This is a genomic window from Fictibacillus fluitans, assembly GCF_030418125.1.
Lineage (GTDB): Bacteria > Bacillota > Bacilli > Bacillales > Fictibacillaceae > Fictibacillus_C > Fictibacillus_C fluitans.
In genome coordinates this window covers 1-15,079 of record NZ_JAUHTR010000030.1, presented here as the reverse complement: position 1 = coordinate 15,079, position 15,079 = coordinate 1, and the positions used below count along the sequence as shown (strand labels likewise).

Genomic DNA, 15,079 nt, shown 5'->3' with positions numbered 1-15,079 from the left:
GTGTTGCCGAAACGATGAAAATGACGTGATCTGCAAGTAAATCGTGTCGAACCGCAAGTAATGGAGGCAACATCGCAAGTATTCGTTGTCGAACCGCAAGTATTCAAGCCTGTACCGCAACTAAACGGTGTCGAACCGCAAATAGCGCATCGCCAGGGGGACAAACAGTGCCCCAAAGACCCGAATCAGCCCCCTCTCCAGCTCCAGCCACACCCAAAAACCCCTAATTAGTCCTTTTCCTCTTCGTAAAACCTAAAAAAACTCTCCTGAAAGATCTCTACCTTTTCCACTTCTTTTAATAATCAATACCCATCTCCAGGTCCGTCCTTCAGTCGCAAATACTCACCAAGCAAATAAGGAACCTTATGCTGTGTTACGGCGAGAAACTCCTTGATAAAAGGGAGATCATTGGTTGTATAGGAGTGGAAGATATCACTCCACCATTCTGTTTCATAACGGCACAGCATACTGAGGTTGTAGAGCACAGCGTAATGAATCATGCATTCGTTCAATTCCTTCATGTCACGCCTGCTGCTATATAAATAATAATTACCGTCACTATGGTAACTGAATGGTTCACACTCGAGAGGATGCAGCTCTTTGGATGAATGAACGATGATGTGTTCTTTTGTTTCTTTCAACAACTGATACGTAATGGCCGAGTTATCATTCAGGAAGGGGAGGAACCTGTCTGTATTCATATACAGACCATCAAGAACTTCTACAGGAATCATCAGTTCCTGGTCCTTTCTTAGGACAGCTACATTCACCCTTTCATTTTGCACATGCCAGAACAAATCTCTTAATTCGGGAATGAGGGGCATAATATCGTTCATTTTCAGCTTTTCTCCTTCAGCATGTTTCACATGAAACAATTGAGCAGAAAAGTGATTAAAAAGTCCGCTTCGTTGAATTCTTACTTCATCGTGGAGAAACTCATAATACTTCTTTTTCCGTTTTCTTGTCGTCACCCCGTGGGCGAGGACGGAGCTGTTTTCCGGGTAGCCGGGATCAACCGTCAGGATACAGGCTTTAAGCAGCTGGATCATTCCGTAGAACAAAAGGACAGGCTGAAGCTCTGTAGGAGCTGTACCGGCCAGATCATAATACTTCTTACCGTGCTCAAGAAAATAAATAAAGGGGTAGCAGCTCTGGTAGCTTTTGCTTTCAGCTTGTTCAATCCCTTTGTTTGTGTAGCAGGAATACAGATATTTTTGAGCCCTGCCCGAAGAGAGGAAGCTGCTGTACATAGACCAAATAGTATGAGTTGACATGTGTTTGTTCCTCTCTTTTTATTTTTTGAAAAGTTAGACTTATCCTTCCTTCCTTGACAGTAGTTTATCCAGTTGTTAATCTACAAATAATATTTTGCAGGAAGAAAATTGATGGAAGGGTGAGTATGCATGTGGGAGAGCAAGTTTGAGAAAGAAGGATTAACGTTTGATGATGTACTGTTGGTCCCGTCAAAGTCTTCAGTACTGCCAAAGGATGTATCTTTAAAAACGCGTCTTTCTGACTCTGTACAATTGAATGTACCTATTATCAGTGCAGGGATGGATACTGTAACAGAAGCTGAGTTGGCCATCTCTATGGCACGCCAGGGCGGGTTGGGTATTATCCATAAAAACATGTCAATTGAACAGCAAGCGGAACAAGTGGACAGAGTTAAGCGTTCAGAGAGTGGAGTTATTACGGATCCTTTCTACCTGACACCGGATCATCAAGTATTTGATGCTGAACATCTTATGGGGAAATACAGAATCAGCGGTGTACCTATTGTGGACGGCGACAAAAAACTGGTCGGCATTCTCACCAACCGGGATCTTCGTTTTGTTGAAGATTACTCCATCCAGATTTCAGATGTAATGACAAAAGAGAATCTCGTCACCTCACCAGTTGGAACGACACTGAAAGAAGCGGAACAATTGCTTCAAAAGCATAAGATCGAAAAGCTTCCATTGGTTGATGATGAAGGAATTCTTCAAGGATTAATTACAATAAAAGATATTGAAAAAGTAATTGAGTTTCCGAACTCAGCAAAAGACAGCCAGGGACGTTTGCTGGCTGGAGCAGCAGTAGGCGTGACGAAGGATGCGATGGTTCGTATTGACAAGCTTGTCGAAGCTGGTGTTGATGTAATCGTTATAGATACCGCGCATGGCCATTCTGAAGGCGTACTGACTAAAGTCAGGGAAGTTCGTGCCAAGTACCCGGACCTGACAATCATTGCCGGTAATGTGGCCACTGCAGAAGCGACAAGGGATCTTATTGAAGCAGGCGCAAGTGTTGTAAAAGTAGGTATTGGTCCTGGTTCCATCTGTACTACCCGCGTGGTGGCAGGTGTCGGTGTTCCACAGATTACGGCTGTATACGACTGTGCCACAGAAGCACGCAAGCATGGTATTCCGATTATTGCGGACGGCGGCATCAAGTATTCTGGCGATATCGTAAAGGCATTGGCAACAGGAGGACATGCGGTTATGCTGGGCAGCATGCTTGCCGGTGTCAGCGAAAGCCCGGGAGAGCGTGAAATTTATCAGGGACGTCAGTTTAAGGTATACCGGGGAATGGGATCCATCGGTGCTATGGAACAGGGCAGCCGCGATCGATATTTCCAGGAAAATAATCAAAAACTTGTTCCGGAGGGCATTGAAGGACGCGTCCCTTACAAAGGACCATTGGCCGATACATTGTTCCAGCTCATCGGTGGCATTCGTTCAGGTATGGGATATTGCGGTACTCCGACAATCGATGATCTTCAAAATAATTCCAAGTTTGTGCGTATTACAGGTGCGGGACTTCGTGAAAGTCATCCTCACCAGGTTCAAATTACCAAAGAAGCACCAAATTATTCAGTCTAAAGATAGATTTTTGAAAAAAAGTGGACAGAGGTTATTCCTCTGTCTATTTTTTTGTAAATTGCTATGGTACAATTACGTTTGTGTGTAAATTGTATGGAGGTGTCAGTGTTGTTCGGCAACAAAATTAAAGATTTTGCGTTTTCCGCCGTTATGGTTTCAATGTTATCAGCCAGTGTGTTTGGATATTCAGATAAAGCAAGCGCTGCTCCTGAACTTAAATCGAGTTCAGAAACTGCGATTTTAGTTGATGGAGATACAGGAAAGATTTTATATGATAAGAAAGCCGAGCAAGTATTGCCGCCTGCCAGTATGTCGAAAATGATGACTGAATACCTGGTAAATGAAGCAATTAAAAACGGTAAGATTAAATGGGATCAAAAAACTGCCATCAGTACATATGCCCATAAAATTTCTCAAAACCGCTCGCTATCAAACGTCCCATTGCGCAGTGACTATAAATATAATGTAAAAGAACTTTATGAAGCGATGGCGATCTACTCTGCCAACGGCGCATCCATTGCGCTTGCTGAGCTTGTCGCCGGCTCCGAAGAAAAGTTTGTAAAAATGATGAATGATAAAGCCAGGGAAATGGGAATCAAGGATGCCCGTTTTGTTAACTGTACTGGCTTAAACAACAATGACTTGCAAGGATTTGACTCTGTTGGAAGCAAAACAGACGAGAATAAAATGTCCGCAAAGTCCGTTGGAATTCTGGCGTACAAGCTGATCACCGACTATCCGGAAGTTCTGGATACAGCAAGTATTCCTACCAAATGGTTCCGACCGGATACCGATGATAAAATCCTTATGAAAAACTGGAACTGGATGCTTCCTGACCTTGTTTACGGATATAAAGGTATGGATGGTCTTAAAACAGGTACCACTGACAGTGCCGGCTATGCTTTTGCGGCTACTGCCAAGCGTGGCGACACACGACTTATTTCTGTATTAATGAAATCCGATAGTTACAAAGGCCGTTTTGATGAAACAAAAAAGCTTTTGAATTATGGCTTTGACAACTATACAAAAGAAACATTGCTGCCTAAAGGATATCAGCTTAAAAAGCAAAAAACTCTTCCTGTTATTCAAGGTAAAGACAAGGAAGTAGGAGTAAAAACAAAAGAACCGGTAACCATGCTGGTGAAAAACGGTGAAAAAGAAAACTATAAGCCTGTACTTGTGATTGATAAAAAACATCTTGATAAAGACGGAAAATTAAAGGCCCCTCTCAAGAAGGGTGAAACAATCGGCCACATCGAGCTGAAGTATACAGGTAAAGAAAAGGATCAGGGCTATCTGCAGAATGATGGTTCCGGCAAAGGACAGGCCAGTGTAGTTACAACCAAAGCGGTCGAAAAGGCCAACTGGTTTGTAATGTCCATGAGGGGCACGGGTAACTTCTTTGGCGGTGTCTGGAATTCTGCGATTGATACGGTAAAAGGCTGGTTCTAAAATCATATAAATACTCTTCGAAAGCATTGCTTTTGGAGAGTATTTTTTTAAAGCCTATGAATTTTATCGGTTTTACGATAAAATGAATGTGAATTTGATTATTACAAAAACTCAGATTGGGTTAATAAATAGGGGGATATGTAGCATGTTGAAAACAGGTACAGATCGTGTTAAACGCGGAATGGCTGAAATGCAAAAAGGCGGCGTCATCATGGACGTCATCAATGCAGAGCAGGCCAAAATTGCTGAAGCTTCCGGGGCAGTAGCCGTTATGGCGCTTGAGCGGGTTCCGGCAGATATTCGCGCAGCCGGCGGAGTGGCTCGCATGGCTGACCCTACCATCGTAGAGGAAGTACTGAATGCAGTCAGTATCCCCGTTATGGCGAAAGCAAGAATTGGCCACATCGTAGAAGCTCGTGTTCTGGAATCCATGGGAGTAGATTACCTGGATGAAAGTGAAGTACTGACTCCGGCGGACGAAGTATTCCACTTGAACAAGCGTGATTTTACCGTGCCATTTGTATGTGGAGCACGTGACCTTGGTGAAGCATCCCGCCGTATTGGCGAAGGAGCATCCATGCTTCGTACAAAAGGCGAACCAGGAACAGGAAATATCGTAGAAGCTGTACGCCACATGCGCATGATTCAAGGCCAAATCCGCAAGGTATCTGCAATGAGCGAAGATGAATTGATGACAGAGGCGAAAAACCTTGGAGCACCTTATGAAATTCTTCTTCAAATCAAAAAAGACGGCCGTCTTCCAGTTGTGAACTTTGCAGCCGGCGGCGTAGCTACTCCAGCTGATGCAGCACTAATGATGGAGCTGGGAGCTGACGGTGTATTTGTCGGGTCCGGAATCTTCAAATCAGCAAACCCTGAAAAGTTTGCCCGTGCGATTGTAGAAGCAACTACTCATTACAGAGATTATGAGCTGATTGCCCAATTGTCCAAAGGACTTGGAACCGCAATGAAAGGAATTGACATCTCCACGCTTCTTCCTGGAGACCGTATGCAGGAGCGAGGCTGGTAAGAAGGGAACGCTGCATAATATGACTAAAATAGGTGTACTTGCTCTGCAAGGCGCTGTAAGGGAACATATTAATGCTTTACAGGAAAGCGGCGCAGAAGCAGTAAGCGTAAAGCGAATTGATGAGCTTAATAATCTCGATGGCCTGGTGATCCCGGGTGGAGAAAGCACGGCCATGAGGCGTTTAATCGATAAATATGAATTTCTTGAACCACTCAAAGCCTTTGCAAAGGTAAAACCGGTTTTTGGAACCTGTGCAGGCTTGATCCTGATGGCAAAAACCATTGAAGGACAAGATACAGCGCATCTTGAGCTGATTGATATGACGGTGGAACGCAATGCATTCGGCCGCCAAAAAGACAGCTTTGAAGCAGAACTGCACATCAAAGGTGTGGGCGAGGATGTAAATGGAGTATTCATCCGTGCTCCTTACATTATGGATGTCGGTGAAGACGTTGAAGTCCTATCCATTCATAACGACCGCATTGTGGCCGCCAGACAGGGGCATTTCCTTTGCGCAGCCTTTCATCCCGAACTGACGGATGACTACCGCCTGCATCAATTTTTTGTGCAGATGGTCGCTGAAAAGAAAAAAGTCATTGCATAAAAAATAAAATTGTTGTACATTACTATACAAACATTAATTGTTAAATCGAAGACAGGAATCAGTAGCAATATGATTTTGCCAAGAGAGTCGGTGGCAGGTGAAAACCGATCAAAGTCAGTTGTGAATCCATCCTTGAGTGGAAAGCTGAACGATTAAGTAAGCTTTCACGGTCCACATTGTCCGTTATCAATGCCGAGCGGCAGGCACATGCCTGCAACCAGGGTGGCAACGCGGGTTAACTCTCGTCCCTTACTACTTTTTTGTAGGGGACGGGAGTTTTTTATTTGTTTACGCCGAACCATAAGCGGCGGATTTCTTCGTTGCCTTGTTTCCTCGGATCCTCATTTAGGGGAAACTAAACTCCGGTCCTCGGAATCGTCGGCGCCTCGAACTCCTTGCTTCTGGTTCGGCTACGAGGGAATGTTGGCTTCGTTTTTCGGGTCCTCAAACCTTCGCCGCCTCGAACTTCTTGTTTCTAAAACGGCTGCCCGGGAGCGGCGGATTTCTTCGCTGCCTAGAGTTCTCGGAAACGGCAGGACTAAACTTTTGGATGGAATACTGGTTATTGTGTAAAGGTTGGAATTAAGGGAGGATAAAAACATGCTGGATTTAAAATTTGTTCGAGCGAATTTTGATGAAGTGAAAGAAAAGTTAAGCAAGCGGGGAGAGGATTTGTCCGGTCTTGACCGTTTTCTTGAATTGGATGAGCGCCGCCGCCAGTTGATTGGGGAGACGGAGACGCTGAAGTCCAAACGTAATGAAGTATCCAAACAGGTTGCGGAATTCAAGCGCGAAAAGAAGGATGCCGATCACCTGATTAAAGAAATGCGTGAAGTGGGCGACAGAATCAAAGCGATTGATGAAGAGCTCCGCACGACGGAGGACGATTTACATCACATCATGCTGACATTGCCGAATCTTCCGCATGAGAGCGTTCCGGTTGGTGAAACAGAGGATGATAACGTACCTGTCCGTCACTGGGGAGATATTAAAGAGTTTTCTTTTGAGCCAAAGGCACACTGGGACCTGGCCACTGATCTTGATATCGTAGACTTTGAAAGAGCCGCAAAAGTAACCGGCAGCCGTTTTGCTTTTTATAAAGGAGCGGGGGCGCGTCTGGAGCGGGCTTTGATCAATATGATGATGGATTATCATGAAGACCAGCACGGCTATACGGAGATTTTACCGCCTTACATGGTAAACCGCGAAAGCATGACAGGCACCGGTCAGCTTCCAAAGTTTGAAGAAGATGCATTTAAGATCCGAGAAGAAGATTATTTCTTAATTCCTACAGCGGAAGTTCCTGTGACAAACCTGCACCGCAACGAAATTTTGACGGCTGAGGAATTGCCAAAGGGCTATGTGGCATACAGCGCATGCTTCCGTTCTGAGGCAGGTTCTGCAGGCAGAGACACACGCGGCCTGATCCGTCAGCATCAGTTCAATAAAGTAGAGCTTGTGCGCTTTGTTAAGCCGGAGGATTCCTATGAAGAGCTCGAAAAGCTCACTGGCCATGCTGAAAAAATTCTTCAGCTGCTAAAACTTCCTTACCGTGTGCTCAGCATGTGTACGGCTGATCTTGGATTTACAGCTGCGAAAAAATACGACATTGAAGTATGGATTCCAAGCTATGGCACATACCGTGAAATCTCTTCTTGTTCCAACTTTGAAGCCTTCCAGGCAAGGCGTGCACAAATCCGCTTCCGCCGTGAAGCTAAAGGAAAACCGGAATATGTTCATACCTTAAATGGATCCGGTCTTGCGATAGGGAGAACGGTTGCCGCGCTTCTGGAAAATTATCAGCAGGAAGACGGCAGCATTGTCATTCCTGAAGTACTGCGTCCATACATGGGGAACAAGGAAGTTATTAAGTAAAGCGAAGGGAGAATTCAATCTCCCTTCCTTTTTTTATCTTTTTTAAAGGACAGGGCGGTAAGGAGAAGGGCAATGAGGATCAACCCGTAAACAGGAGTCATCCAGATTTGATGGATGGAGCCGGGATCTCCTTTTACAAATTGAGTATCAATGCTGATTCTGTTCCATTGTATAGTGACAGGGTTTTTGGCATTAATCGAAAAGCGGGGTAGGTACAGTGTTTCTTGGCCAAGGCGGTACAACAGGTAGGCAAAGCCTATCAGCAGCAGTAATATGGCAATCCTAAGTTTCTTTATTTCTTCATCCCCCTTTTTATTTACTATACCGTGTCAATTTAACCTTGGAATGCATAGAATGAAAAAGAGAATATTTTTATGGGAATCTGTTGACTTTAAGGTTAATTACATGGTAATATATTTTTTGTCAGTACACGGAGGTATACCCAAGTCCGGCTGAAGGGATCGGTCTTGAAAACCGACAGGGGCTTAACGGCTCGCGGGGGTTCGAATCCCTCTACCTCCTCCATACATAATGAACACACCTGCCTTGTGCAGGTGTTTTTTTATTGCTTCTATTTTAAGAAAGAAAAAAATCCTCCCCATACATTCCGGGGAGGATTTCTATTATAGACGTACTTCTCGTTTAGTTTCGATTTTCTGTGCGATCTTGGCAACGATTTGCTCAATGGATGACGGGTCCCCAATGAGATCATAGTCATTGATGTTGACGCGGAGAACAGGACAGATATTGAAGTTGGAAATCCACTGTTCATACCGCTCATACATTTCGATCCAGTAATCAACCGGGGTATCCTGTTCCATCTGGCGTCCACGGTGTTTGATCCGTTCCAGTATATCTTCAAGCGATCCCTCAAGGTGGATCAGCACATCGGGATGCGGAAAGTAGGGTGTCATGACCATTGCCTCGAACAGCCGTGTGTACGTATCATAGTCCACTTCTGACATGGTTCCCTTGTCATAGTGCATTTTTGCAAAAATGCCGGTATCTTCATAAATCGAGCGGTCCTGAACAAAACCGCCGCCATATTCAAACATCCGCTTTTGTTCCTTGAAACGCTCGGCCAAAAAGAAAATCTGGAGATGGAAGCTCCATCGCTCAAAATCCTTGTAAAACTTGTCGAGGTACGGATTGTTGTCTACCTTTTCCATGGATGTTCTGAAGTTTAATGCTTCAGCAAGTGCGGAAGTAAGTGTCGATTTGCCAGCTCCTACTGTACCTGCCACTGTAATCACAGCGTCTAAAGGAATGTTGTACTTCTGTGCTAAATTCATCGGGTTAATTCTCCTTTATGCAGGGTGGTTTCAATTTCGGCAAATATCCGCTCTTTGTCACTGCTGTTTGCTACAAAATCCAGATCATCTCCATTAAAGGTGAGAACAGGGATTTCAGGGTGTTCCTTTTGAAAAGCAGTCATGAACAGTTCGTAATCCGAAACGAGCTGCATCAGATACGCGGGATCCATTTGCTTTTCGATATTTCTGCCGCGAAGCTCAATGCGTTCGAGCAATGTTTCCAGTCCTGCATTCAAATAGATGATCATGTTCGGAACCGGCATGTCTTCGGTTAGGATATCAAATATTTGCATGTATTTATCATAATTCCTGCCGGTAAGTGTACGTTCGGCAAAAATTCGGTTTTTAAAAATATGGTAGTCAGCCACAACCGGGGTGTTTTGGTTCAGATAAAGTTTCTGTATATCCTCCAGCTGCTTGTAGCGGTTGCAGAGAAAAAACATTTCAGTCTGGAAGCTCCACTCTTCAATGTTTTCATAAAACTTCCCCAAAAACGGGTTCTCTTCTACAATCTCTTTTAGCAGCTTAAACCTGTAATGTTCTGAGATGGCTTTTGCTAATGATGTTTTTCCAACACCAATCGGCCCTTCAACTGCAATAAAGGGGGTAGAATTCATGCTGTGTTCCTCCCTAACTTCACTTACAAAAAAATAACAGACAGAAGATATTGTAGCATATGAAGAGCGGAGGGAGTAGAACTAAATCATTTATAAGGATGTTTGCTAAAACATCACAAGGATGTTTGCTAAAACATCCTGGCGCCGGTCATCAAAACATCGTTCGTTTTTTGTTTTCTTCCGCTTCTCTTGTGATCTTATCGAGGTCAAGGTCACTCTCACTCGTTGTATCCGCACCAAGGGTGTTTTTCATAAGCAAAATCGCGCGTTCGTTATCCTCTGCAATATTCGATGCAGAACAATCTTCAGGCACATAGAGGGTGAAATCCCGCATGAAGGCGTCATTGGCAGAGAAAAGAACACAAATGTTCCCGGCCACGCCCGCCATGATCAGGCTTGTGATTTTCATATCGTGCAAAAGGGTGGATAAGGGTGAAGAAAAGAAAGCGGAATGCATGGGCTTAATAATAAAAAAGTCGTCTTCATCGGGTGTAAGCTGCTCCACAAATTCCTTCCCTTTTTCTTCAAGACAATAATCAACAAGCTTATGCTTGTCCGATTGCCATTTACCGAAATTATCATTAACATAAATCACAGGAATGCCCTTTTCCTTTGCCTTTTTTTTCAAATTGGCGATATGAGGGGCGACCGGCAGTGACTGCTCAAGGAGCATCTCACCTTCAGGAAAATTAAAGTCATTGATTACATCTATGATTAACAGAGCCACAGGGGGATAAGATGGTGATGAGGACAAAGTAAACTCACTCCTTTTAAAGTCTGTCTCGCGTACTCATATCTATTCCTTTCTTTATTATTAGCAAAACCTTTTGTATAATCACATAAAACACAAAGATGGAGTCTGAAAACAATGCTTCAACATGAAAAAGACGAGTATTATATGTCGCTTGCCCTTAAGGAAGCCAAAAAGGCGGAAGAAATCGGAGAAGTGCCGATCGGTGCCGTTCTGGTGAAGGATGATGAAGTGATCGCTGCAGCCTATAACCGCCGGGAGACAGAACACCGTGCGGTTGCGCACGCGGAACTGCTGGCGATTGATCAGGCGTGCAGCACGCTTGAGGCATGGAGGCTTTCAGGCAGTACGCTGTATGTAACCCTTGAGCCGTGTGCCATGTGTGCGGGCGCGCTCGTCCTCTCGAGAGTCGACCGGGTAGTATATGGCGCAACAGACCCCAAAGGCGGCTGTGCAGGAACATTGATGAACCTTCTGGAGGATGAACGGTTTAATCATCAATGCGAGGTGGCGGCAGGGGTGCGGGGTGAGGAATGCAGCGAGATGCTTTCCGCCTTCTTTCGGGGACTCAGAAAACGAAATAAAGAAAAAAGAAGACTGCAGGACCGCCAATAATTGTAAATATATGGTCCGGGTTGATTTTTTGGAGCTGCCGTTGTATACTTAATCTTGCACATTTGATATGTGCCTAACAATGTTATACACTTTGTCGCGCTAGGCGGGGAGGTAGCGGTGCCCTGTACTCGCAATCCGCTGTAGCGAGGCTGAATTCCTCTCCTCGGTTAGTCCAGCGTACGGTCTGACCCATGTAAGTGGTGTTGACATTCGGGTCCTGCGCAACGGGGACCCATGAACCCTGTCAGGTCCGGAAGGAAGCAGCAGTAAGTGGTCATCTTCGTGTGCCGTGGGGCAGCCTGGATCGAGCTAACTGCCTGGGTAACGCGTAGGCTGGCTATTCCAAAGAGAGGTGCGCGGCATTTTATATACTTAAAACAATAACTCACTCCTTATGGGGTGAGTTTTTTGCTGATTTTCAGTATAATAGAGGATAGAGACTTTAATTTTAAAACATGAATGAAGGAGGGCATGGGATGAGCTATCAAGCGCTTTACCGTGTCTGGCGGCCGCAGTCCTTTCATGACGTGGTCGGACAGGAACATATCACCAAGACAATCCAGAACGCACTTGTTCAGGACAAGCTTTCCCATGCCTATCTGTTTTCAGGCCCGCGGGGAACGGGAAAAACAAGTGCGGCCAAAATTATTGCAAAGGCTGTAAACTGTGTCCAGGCACCAACAGCGGAACCGTGCAATGAATGTGATCACTGTATTGGAATCACAAACGGATCCATTTCAGACGTTCTGGAAATTGATGCTGCTTCCAATACAGGAGTGGACGACATCCGGGATATCCGGGATAAAGTGAAATTTGCACCTTCGGTTGTCCGGTACAAGGTCTATATTATTGATGAGGTTCATATGCTTTCAACCGGAGCGTTTAACGCCCTGCTTAAAACGCTCGAAGAGCCTCCACCCCATGTTATTTTTATTCTTGCTACAACAGAGCCACATAAAATCCCACTGACGATCATCTCGCGTTGCCAGCGGTTTGACTTTAAACGGATCTCCAGTGATTCCATCGTTAACCGGATGAAGACCATACTTGATTCCAACAGCATCATTCCGGATGATGACGCACTCCACCTTCTTGCCCGTGCGGCTGAAGGGGGAATGCGGGACGCGTTAAGCCTGCTGGATCAGGCGATTTCCTACAGTGAGGACGAGGTGAAGGTCGAAGATGTGCTGGCCGTGACCGGTGCCGTTTCCCAGGGCTTTTTGTCACAGGTAGCCAGGGCATTTAAAGAAAAGGATGTCGCCAGGGCCCTGAATGTTGCCAGCCGGCTCATGTCCGAGGGCAAGGATCCTGTACGCTTTCTTACCGACCTGATTTATTACTACCGCGATATGCTTTTATACCAGACGGCGCCGGGCCTTGAAGAAATACTGGACCGGGTAAAAGTGGATGATGAATTCAGGGAACTTGCAGAGGAAACAGACCGTACCTGGATTTATAAAGTCATTGAGCTGTTGAATCAGTCGCAGCAGGAAATGAAGTGGACAAATCATCCCAAGATTTTTCTGGAGCTTTCCCTGATTAAAATCTGCCAGGAAGAACGGCAGGAAACAGCGGGAGCCAGTCCGGACCTGTTAAAGAAGATAGAAGACCTCGAGCATGAAGTCCGGGTACTCAAGGAAAAAGGTGTGGCACTTGCGCCTGCTTCATCCGATGCACCTCCTGTCCAGGAAAAGAAAACGTTCAGGACTTCAGGAAAAGGAAGCGGAACAAATACCGGCCGGGTAAAAGAAATGCTGAAAAAAGCAGCCAAGCCAAACTTGGTCCAGCTGAAAAACAACTGGGGAAGCATTATGGAGAAAATCAAGTCGGAAAAGGTAAGCGTCTATGCGCTTTTATCCGGTGCCGAACCTGTTGCCTGCTCGGAGAAAGAAGTGCTTCTTTCCTTCCAGCATGAAATTCACAGTCAAATGGCGTCATCCGACCACATTCGCAGCTGTGTGGAAAACGTAATTTATAGTACAATAGGGAAGTCCCTTACCATGCTAACCATCCTCCAGCCTGAATGGGAGACTGTGAAAAAGGAGTTCATTCAGCAGCAGCAGAGGAGCGATGGCGGACAGGACCCGGCCGAAGCGGAAGATCCATTAATTGCTGAAGCCAAAAAGCTTTTTGGAGAAGAATTAATTGAAATAAAAGAATAAAAACTCTAGGAGGAAGATATTTATGATGCGTGGCGGCGGAAACATGAACAATATGATGAAGCAAATGCAAAAGATGCAAAAGGAAATGGCAAAAGCACAGGAAGACCTGAAGGATAAAAAAGCGGAAGGTACTGCTGGCGGCGGTATGGTTACCGTGATTGTCAACGGACATAAAGAAGTACTGGAAGTCAATATTAAAGAAGAAGTCGTGGATCCTGAAGATATTGAAATGCTTCAAGACCTCGTGCTTGCTGCTACAAACGAAGCACTTAAAAAAGTAGATGAGCTGGTATCGCAGGATATGGGCAAATTCACTAAAGGGCTGAACATACCGGGATTATTCTAGGGGGCTAACATATGCATTACCCAGAGCCGATATCAAAGCTGATTGACAGCTTTATGAAATTGCCAGGAATCGGGCCCAAAACAGCGGTCCGTCTGGCATTTTTCGTATTAGACATGCGTGAGGACGATGTGCTTGATTTTGGACGGGCCCTTGTAAACGCCAAACGCGATTTAATGTATTGTTCCAATTGCTTTCATATTACAGACCGTGATCCGTGCATGATCTGTGACGATTCCAGCAGAGACCGTACCACCATCTGTGTGGTGCATGATTCCAAGGACGTCATCGCTATGGAAAAAATGAAGGACTTCAGAGGCCTTTACCATGTGCTCCACGGCTCCATTTCACCTATTGAAGGAATTGGACCGGAAGACATCAAGATTGCGGAACTGCTAAAGCGGCTGGCGGATGATACCATCCAGGAAATCATATTGGCAACGGACCCCAATATTGAAGGTGAAGCGACAGCCATGTACATTGCCCGTCTGTTAAAGCCGACCGGCATAAAGGTTACGCGGATTGCTCATGGCCTCCCTGTAGGAGGAGATTTGGAATACGCCGATGAAGTGACACTTTCCAAAGCCATGGAAGGCAGACGCGAAATATAATTAAAAGGAGAATACAATATGTTCTTCTCCCGAAAAGGGCGTTTGCGAAAAGAAGGCGATCAGCGTCTTTTACAATCTCTTGATGAAATCAAGACCGTATGGACCAATCAGAAAGCCATGGTCGAACGCAGCCTTGAGCCCTCAGACCAGGTTTTGTATGAATTGAAGCTGACAGAAGCCAAATACTTGTTTCTGCTAAAGGAAGCGAAAATCAGAAAGGTCACAACAGGGAGGCTGAAATAAGCCTTCCTGTTCTTTTTTTGGGACATCCTCCATACATTGTCTATATATGAAGTGCAGGGAGGATGAGTATGCAACCGGTTATGGTCATTTCCATTATAGGAAGTGCAATCTTGCTGTTACTATTAATAGGAGCTCCTTTGAAGCCGATGAGGTGGACCGGGCAGATGCTGATACGGTTGGCTATCGGAGCCTTGCTGCTGTTTTTTCTGAACACTGCAGGAGCCTCTTACGATATCCACGTACCGATCAATGCAGCCACTGTTTTTATTTCCGGTTTGCTCGGTCTGCCGGGACTGGCCTCACTGGCGGCCATACAGTATTTTATTGTGGGATGATCCTCTCGATGCTGAGCTTTTGTTCGGCAAAAGAGGATTCTTTTTTTATTTTGATAAAAACTCTTGCCAAGCATTAGAGACCATGGTATATTAATTGAGCTGCTTCTTTACTTGCCGATTTGGCAAGCAGCCAAGAAAAACTTTTTGAAAAAAAGTGTTGACTTGGTTGGTAGCTAAGTGATATACTAATAAAGTCGCCAAAACAAGCGACGCAAACAAATGTTCTTTGAAAACCAAACAAAAGCCAGAGTAAGTCAGGGATTTTAT

The 15,079-nt window shown here is 45.1% G+C and carries 16 protein-coding genes, 1 tRNA gene, 1 other RNA gene and 1 other annotated feature; of the genes, 13 read left to right on the top strand and 5 right to left on the bottom strand.

The annotated features are described in order from the left end of the window. Nucleotides 1-302 precede the first annotated feature (302 nt). Nucleotides 303-1,274 carry a YaaC family protein gene (locus QYB97_RS24920; RefSeq protein ID WP_301168693.1) on the bottom strand — a complete coding sequence of 324 codons (972 nt, stop codon included), beginning with the start codon at nucleotides 1,272-1,274 and terminating at the stop codon, nucleotides 303-305. A 129-nt stretch (nucleotides 1,275-1,403) separates the two neighbouring features. On the opposite strand from QYB97_RS24920, the gene guaB reads away from it, so the two are divergent. The 6 genes from guaB to QYB97_RS24890 all read left to right on the top strand — a co-directional run bounded on the left by guaB (nucleotide 1,404) and on the right by QYB97_RS24890 (nucleotide 8,347). Beyond that, nucleotides 1,404-2,861: an IMP dehydrogenase gene (guaB, locus tag QYB97_RS24915; RefSeq protein WP_301168692.1), complete on the top strand. Its 1,458-nt coding sequence runs from the start codon at nucleotides 1,404-1,406 to the stop codon at nucleotides 2,859-2,861. Nucleotides 2,862-3,011: 150 nt separating this feature from the next. After that, entirely contained in the window at nucleotides 3,012-4,313 is a 1,302-nt protein-coding gene (locus tag QYB97_RS24910; protein ID WP_425589848.1) for a serine hydrolase, read from the top strand. Between the two features lie 145 nt (nucleotides 4,314-4,458). Next, a complete protein-coding gene (gene pdxS, locus QYB97_RS24905) occupies nucleotides 4,459-5,343 on the top strand; it encodes a pyridoxal 5'-phosphate synthase lyase subunit PdxS (protein WP_301168690.1) in 885 nt (294 codons plus the stop codon). A 19-nt stretch (nucleotides 5,344-5,362) separates the two neighbouring features. Continuing rightward, nucleotides 5,363-5,947: a pyridoxal 5'-phosphate synthase glutaminase subunit PdxT gene (gene pdxT / locus QYB97_RS24900; protein ID WP_301168689.1), complete on the top strand. Its 585-nt coding sequence runs from the start codon at nucleotides 5,363-5,365 to the stop codon at nucleotides 5,945-5,947. A gap of 39 nt (nucleotides 5,948-5,986) precedes the next feature. Further along, nucleotides 5,987-6,200, top strand: a binding site (T-box leader). Nucleotides 6,201-6,547: 347 nt separating this feature from the next. Further along, complete coding sequence (gene serS / locus QYB97_RS24895; RefSeq protein WP_301168688.1) at nucleotides 6,548-7,822, top strand: serine--tRNA ligase; 1,275 nt, start codon at nucleotides 6,548-6,550, stop codon at nucleotides 7,820-7,822. 432 nt (nucleotides 7,823-8,254) lie between these two features. After that, nucleotides 8,255-8,347, top strand: a tRNA-Ser gene (locus QYB97_RS24890). A 98-nt stretch (nucleotides 8,348-8,445) separates the two neighbouring features. On the opposite strand, the gene QYB97_RS24885 is transcribed toward QYB97_RS24890, so the two are convergent. The 3 genes from QYB97_RS24885 to QYB97_RS24875 all read right to left on the bottom strand — a co-directional run bounded on the left by QYB97_RS24885 (nucleotide 8,446) and on the right by QYB97_RS24875 (nucleotide 10,506). Beyond that, a complete protein-coding gene (locus tag QYB97_RS24885; protein ID WP_301168687.1) occupies nucleotides 8,446-9,114 on the bottom strand; it encodes a deoxynucleoside kinase in 669 nt (222 codons plus the stop codon). After that, entirely contained in the window at nucleotides 9,111-9,752 is a 642-nt protein-coding gene (locus tag QYB97_RS24880; protein WP_301168686.1) for a deoxynucleoside kinase, read from the bottom strand. The genes QYB97_RS24885 and QYB97_RS24880 overlap by 4 nt, the downstream gene beginning before the upstream one ends. Nucleotides 9,753-9,903: 151 nt before the next feature. Then, a complete protein-coding gene (locus tag QYB97_RS24875) occupies nucleotides 9,904-10,506 on the bottom strand; it encodes a cysteine hydrolase family protein (protein ID WP_301168685.1) in 603 nt (200 codons plus the stop codon). 114 nt (nucleotides 10,507-10,620) lie between these two features. On the opposite strand from QYB97_RS24875, the gene tadA reads away from it, so the two are divergent. The 7 genes from tadA (at nucleotide 10,621) to QYB97_RS24840 (ending at nucleotide 14,812) form a co-directional block, all read left to right on the top strand. Further along, the gene (tadA, locus tag QYB97_RS24870; protein ID WP_301168684.1) at nucleotides 10,621-11,118 is read left to right on the top strand and encodes a tRNA adenosine(34) deaminase TadA; all 498 of its coding nucleotides are present in this window, start codon (nucleotides 10,621-10,623) and stop codon (nucleotides 11,116-11,118) included. 94 nt (nucleotides 11,119-11,212) lie between these two features. Further along, an RNA gene (gene ffs / locus QYB97_RS24865) (signal recognition particle sRNA large type) lies at nucleotides 11,213-11,478 on the top strand. A gap of 116 nt (nucleotides 11,479-11,594) precedes the next feature. Then, on the top strand, nucleotides 11,595-13,280 hold the full coding sequence (gene dnaX, locus QYB97_RS24860) for a DNA polymerase III subunit gamma/tau (protein ID WP_301168683.1): 1,686 nt from the start codon (nucleotides 11,595-11,597) through the stop codon (nucleotides 13,278-13,280). Between the two features lie 22 nt (nucleotides 13,281-13,302). Beyond that, the gene (locus QYB97_RS24855) at nucleotides 13,303-13,626 is read left to right on the top strand and encodes a YbaB/EbfC family nucleoid-associated protein (RefSeq protein WP_301168682.1); all 324 of its coding nucleotides are present in this window, start codon (nucleotides 13,303-13,305) and stop codon (nucleotides 13,624-13,626) included. An 11-nt stretch (nucleotides 13,627-13,637) separates the two neighbouring features. Continuing rightward, nucleotides 13,638-14,234, top strand: coding sequence for a recombination mediator RecR (gene recR, locus QYB97_RS24850; protein ID WP_301168681.1), 597 nt, complete (start codon nucleotides 13,638-13,640; stop codon nucleotides 14,232-14,234). 18 nt (nucleotides 14,235-14,252) lie between these two features. Beyond that, on the top strand, nucleotides 14,253-14,477 hold the full coding sequence (locus tag QYB97_RS24845; protein ID WP_301168680.1) for a YaaL family protein: 225 nt from the start codon (nucleotides 14,253-14,255) through the stop codon (nucleotides 14,475-14,477). 68 nt (nucleotides 14,478-14,545) lie between these two features. Beyond that, nucleotides 14,546-14,812, top strand: a complete 267-nt coding sequence (locus QYB97_RS24840; RefSeq protein ID WP_301168679.1) for a pro-sigmaK processing inhibitor BofA family protein — start codon at nucleotides 14,546-14,548, stop codon at nucleotides 14,810-14,812. A 73-nt stretch (nucleotides 14,813-14,885) separates the two neighbouring features. Here QYB97_RS24840 and QYB97_RS24835 read toward each other — a convergent pair. Further along, a partial coding sequence (locus tag QYB97_RS24835; RefSeq protein ID WP_301168678.1) for a hypothetical protein occupies nucleotides 14,886-15,079 on the bottom strand: 194 nt, incomplete at its 5' end.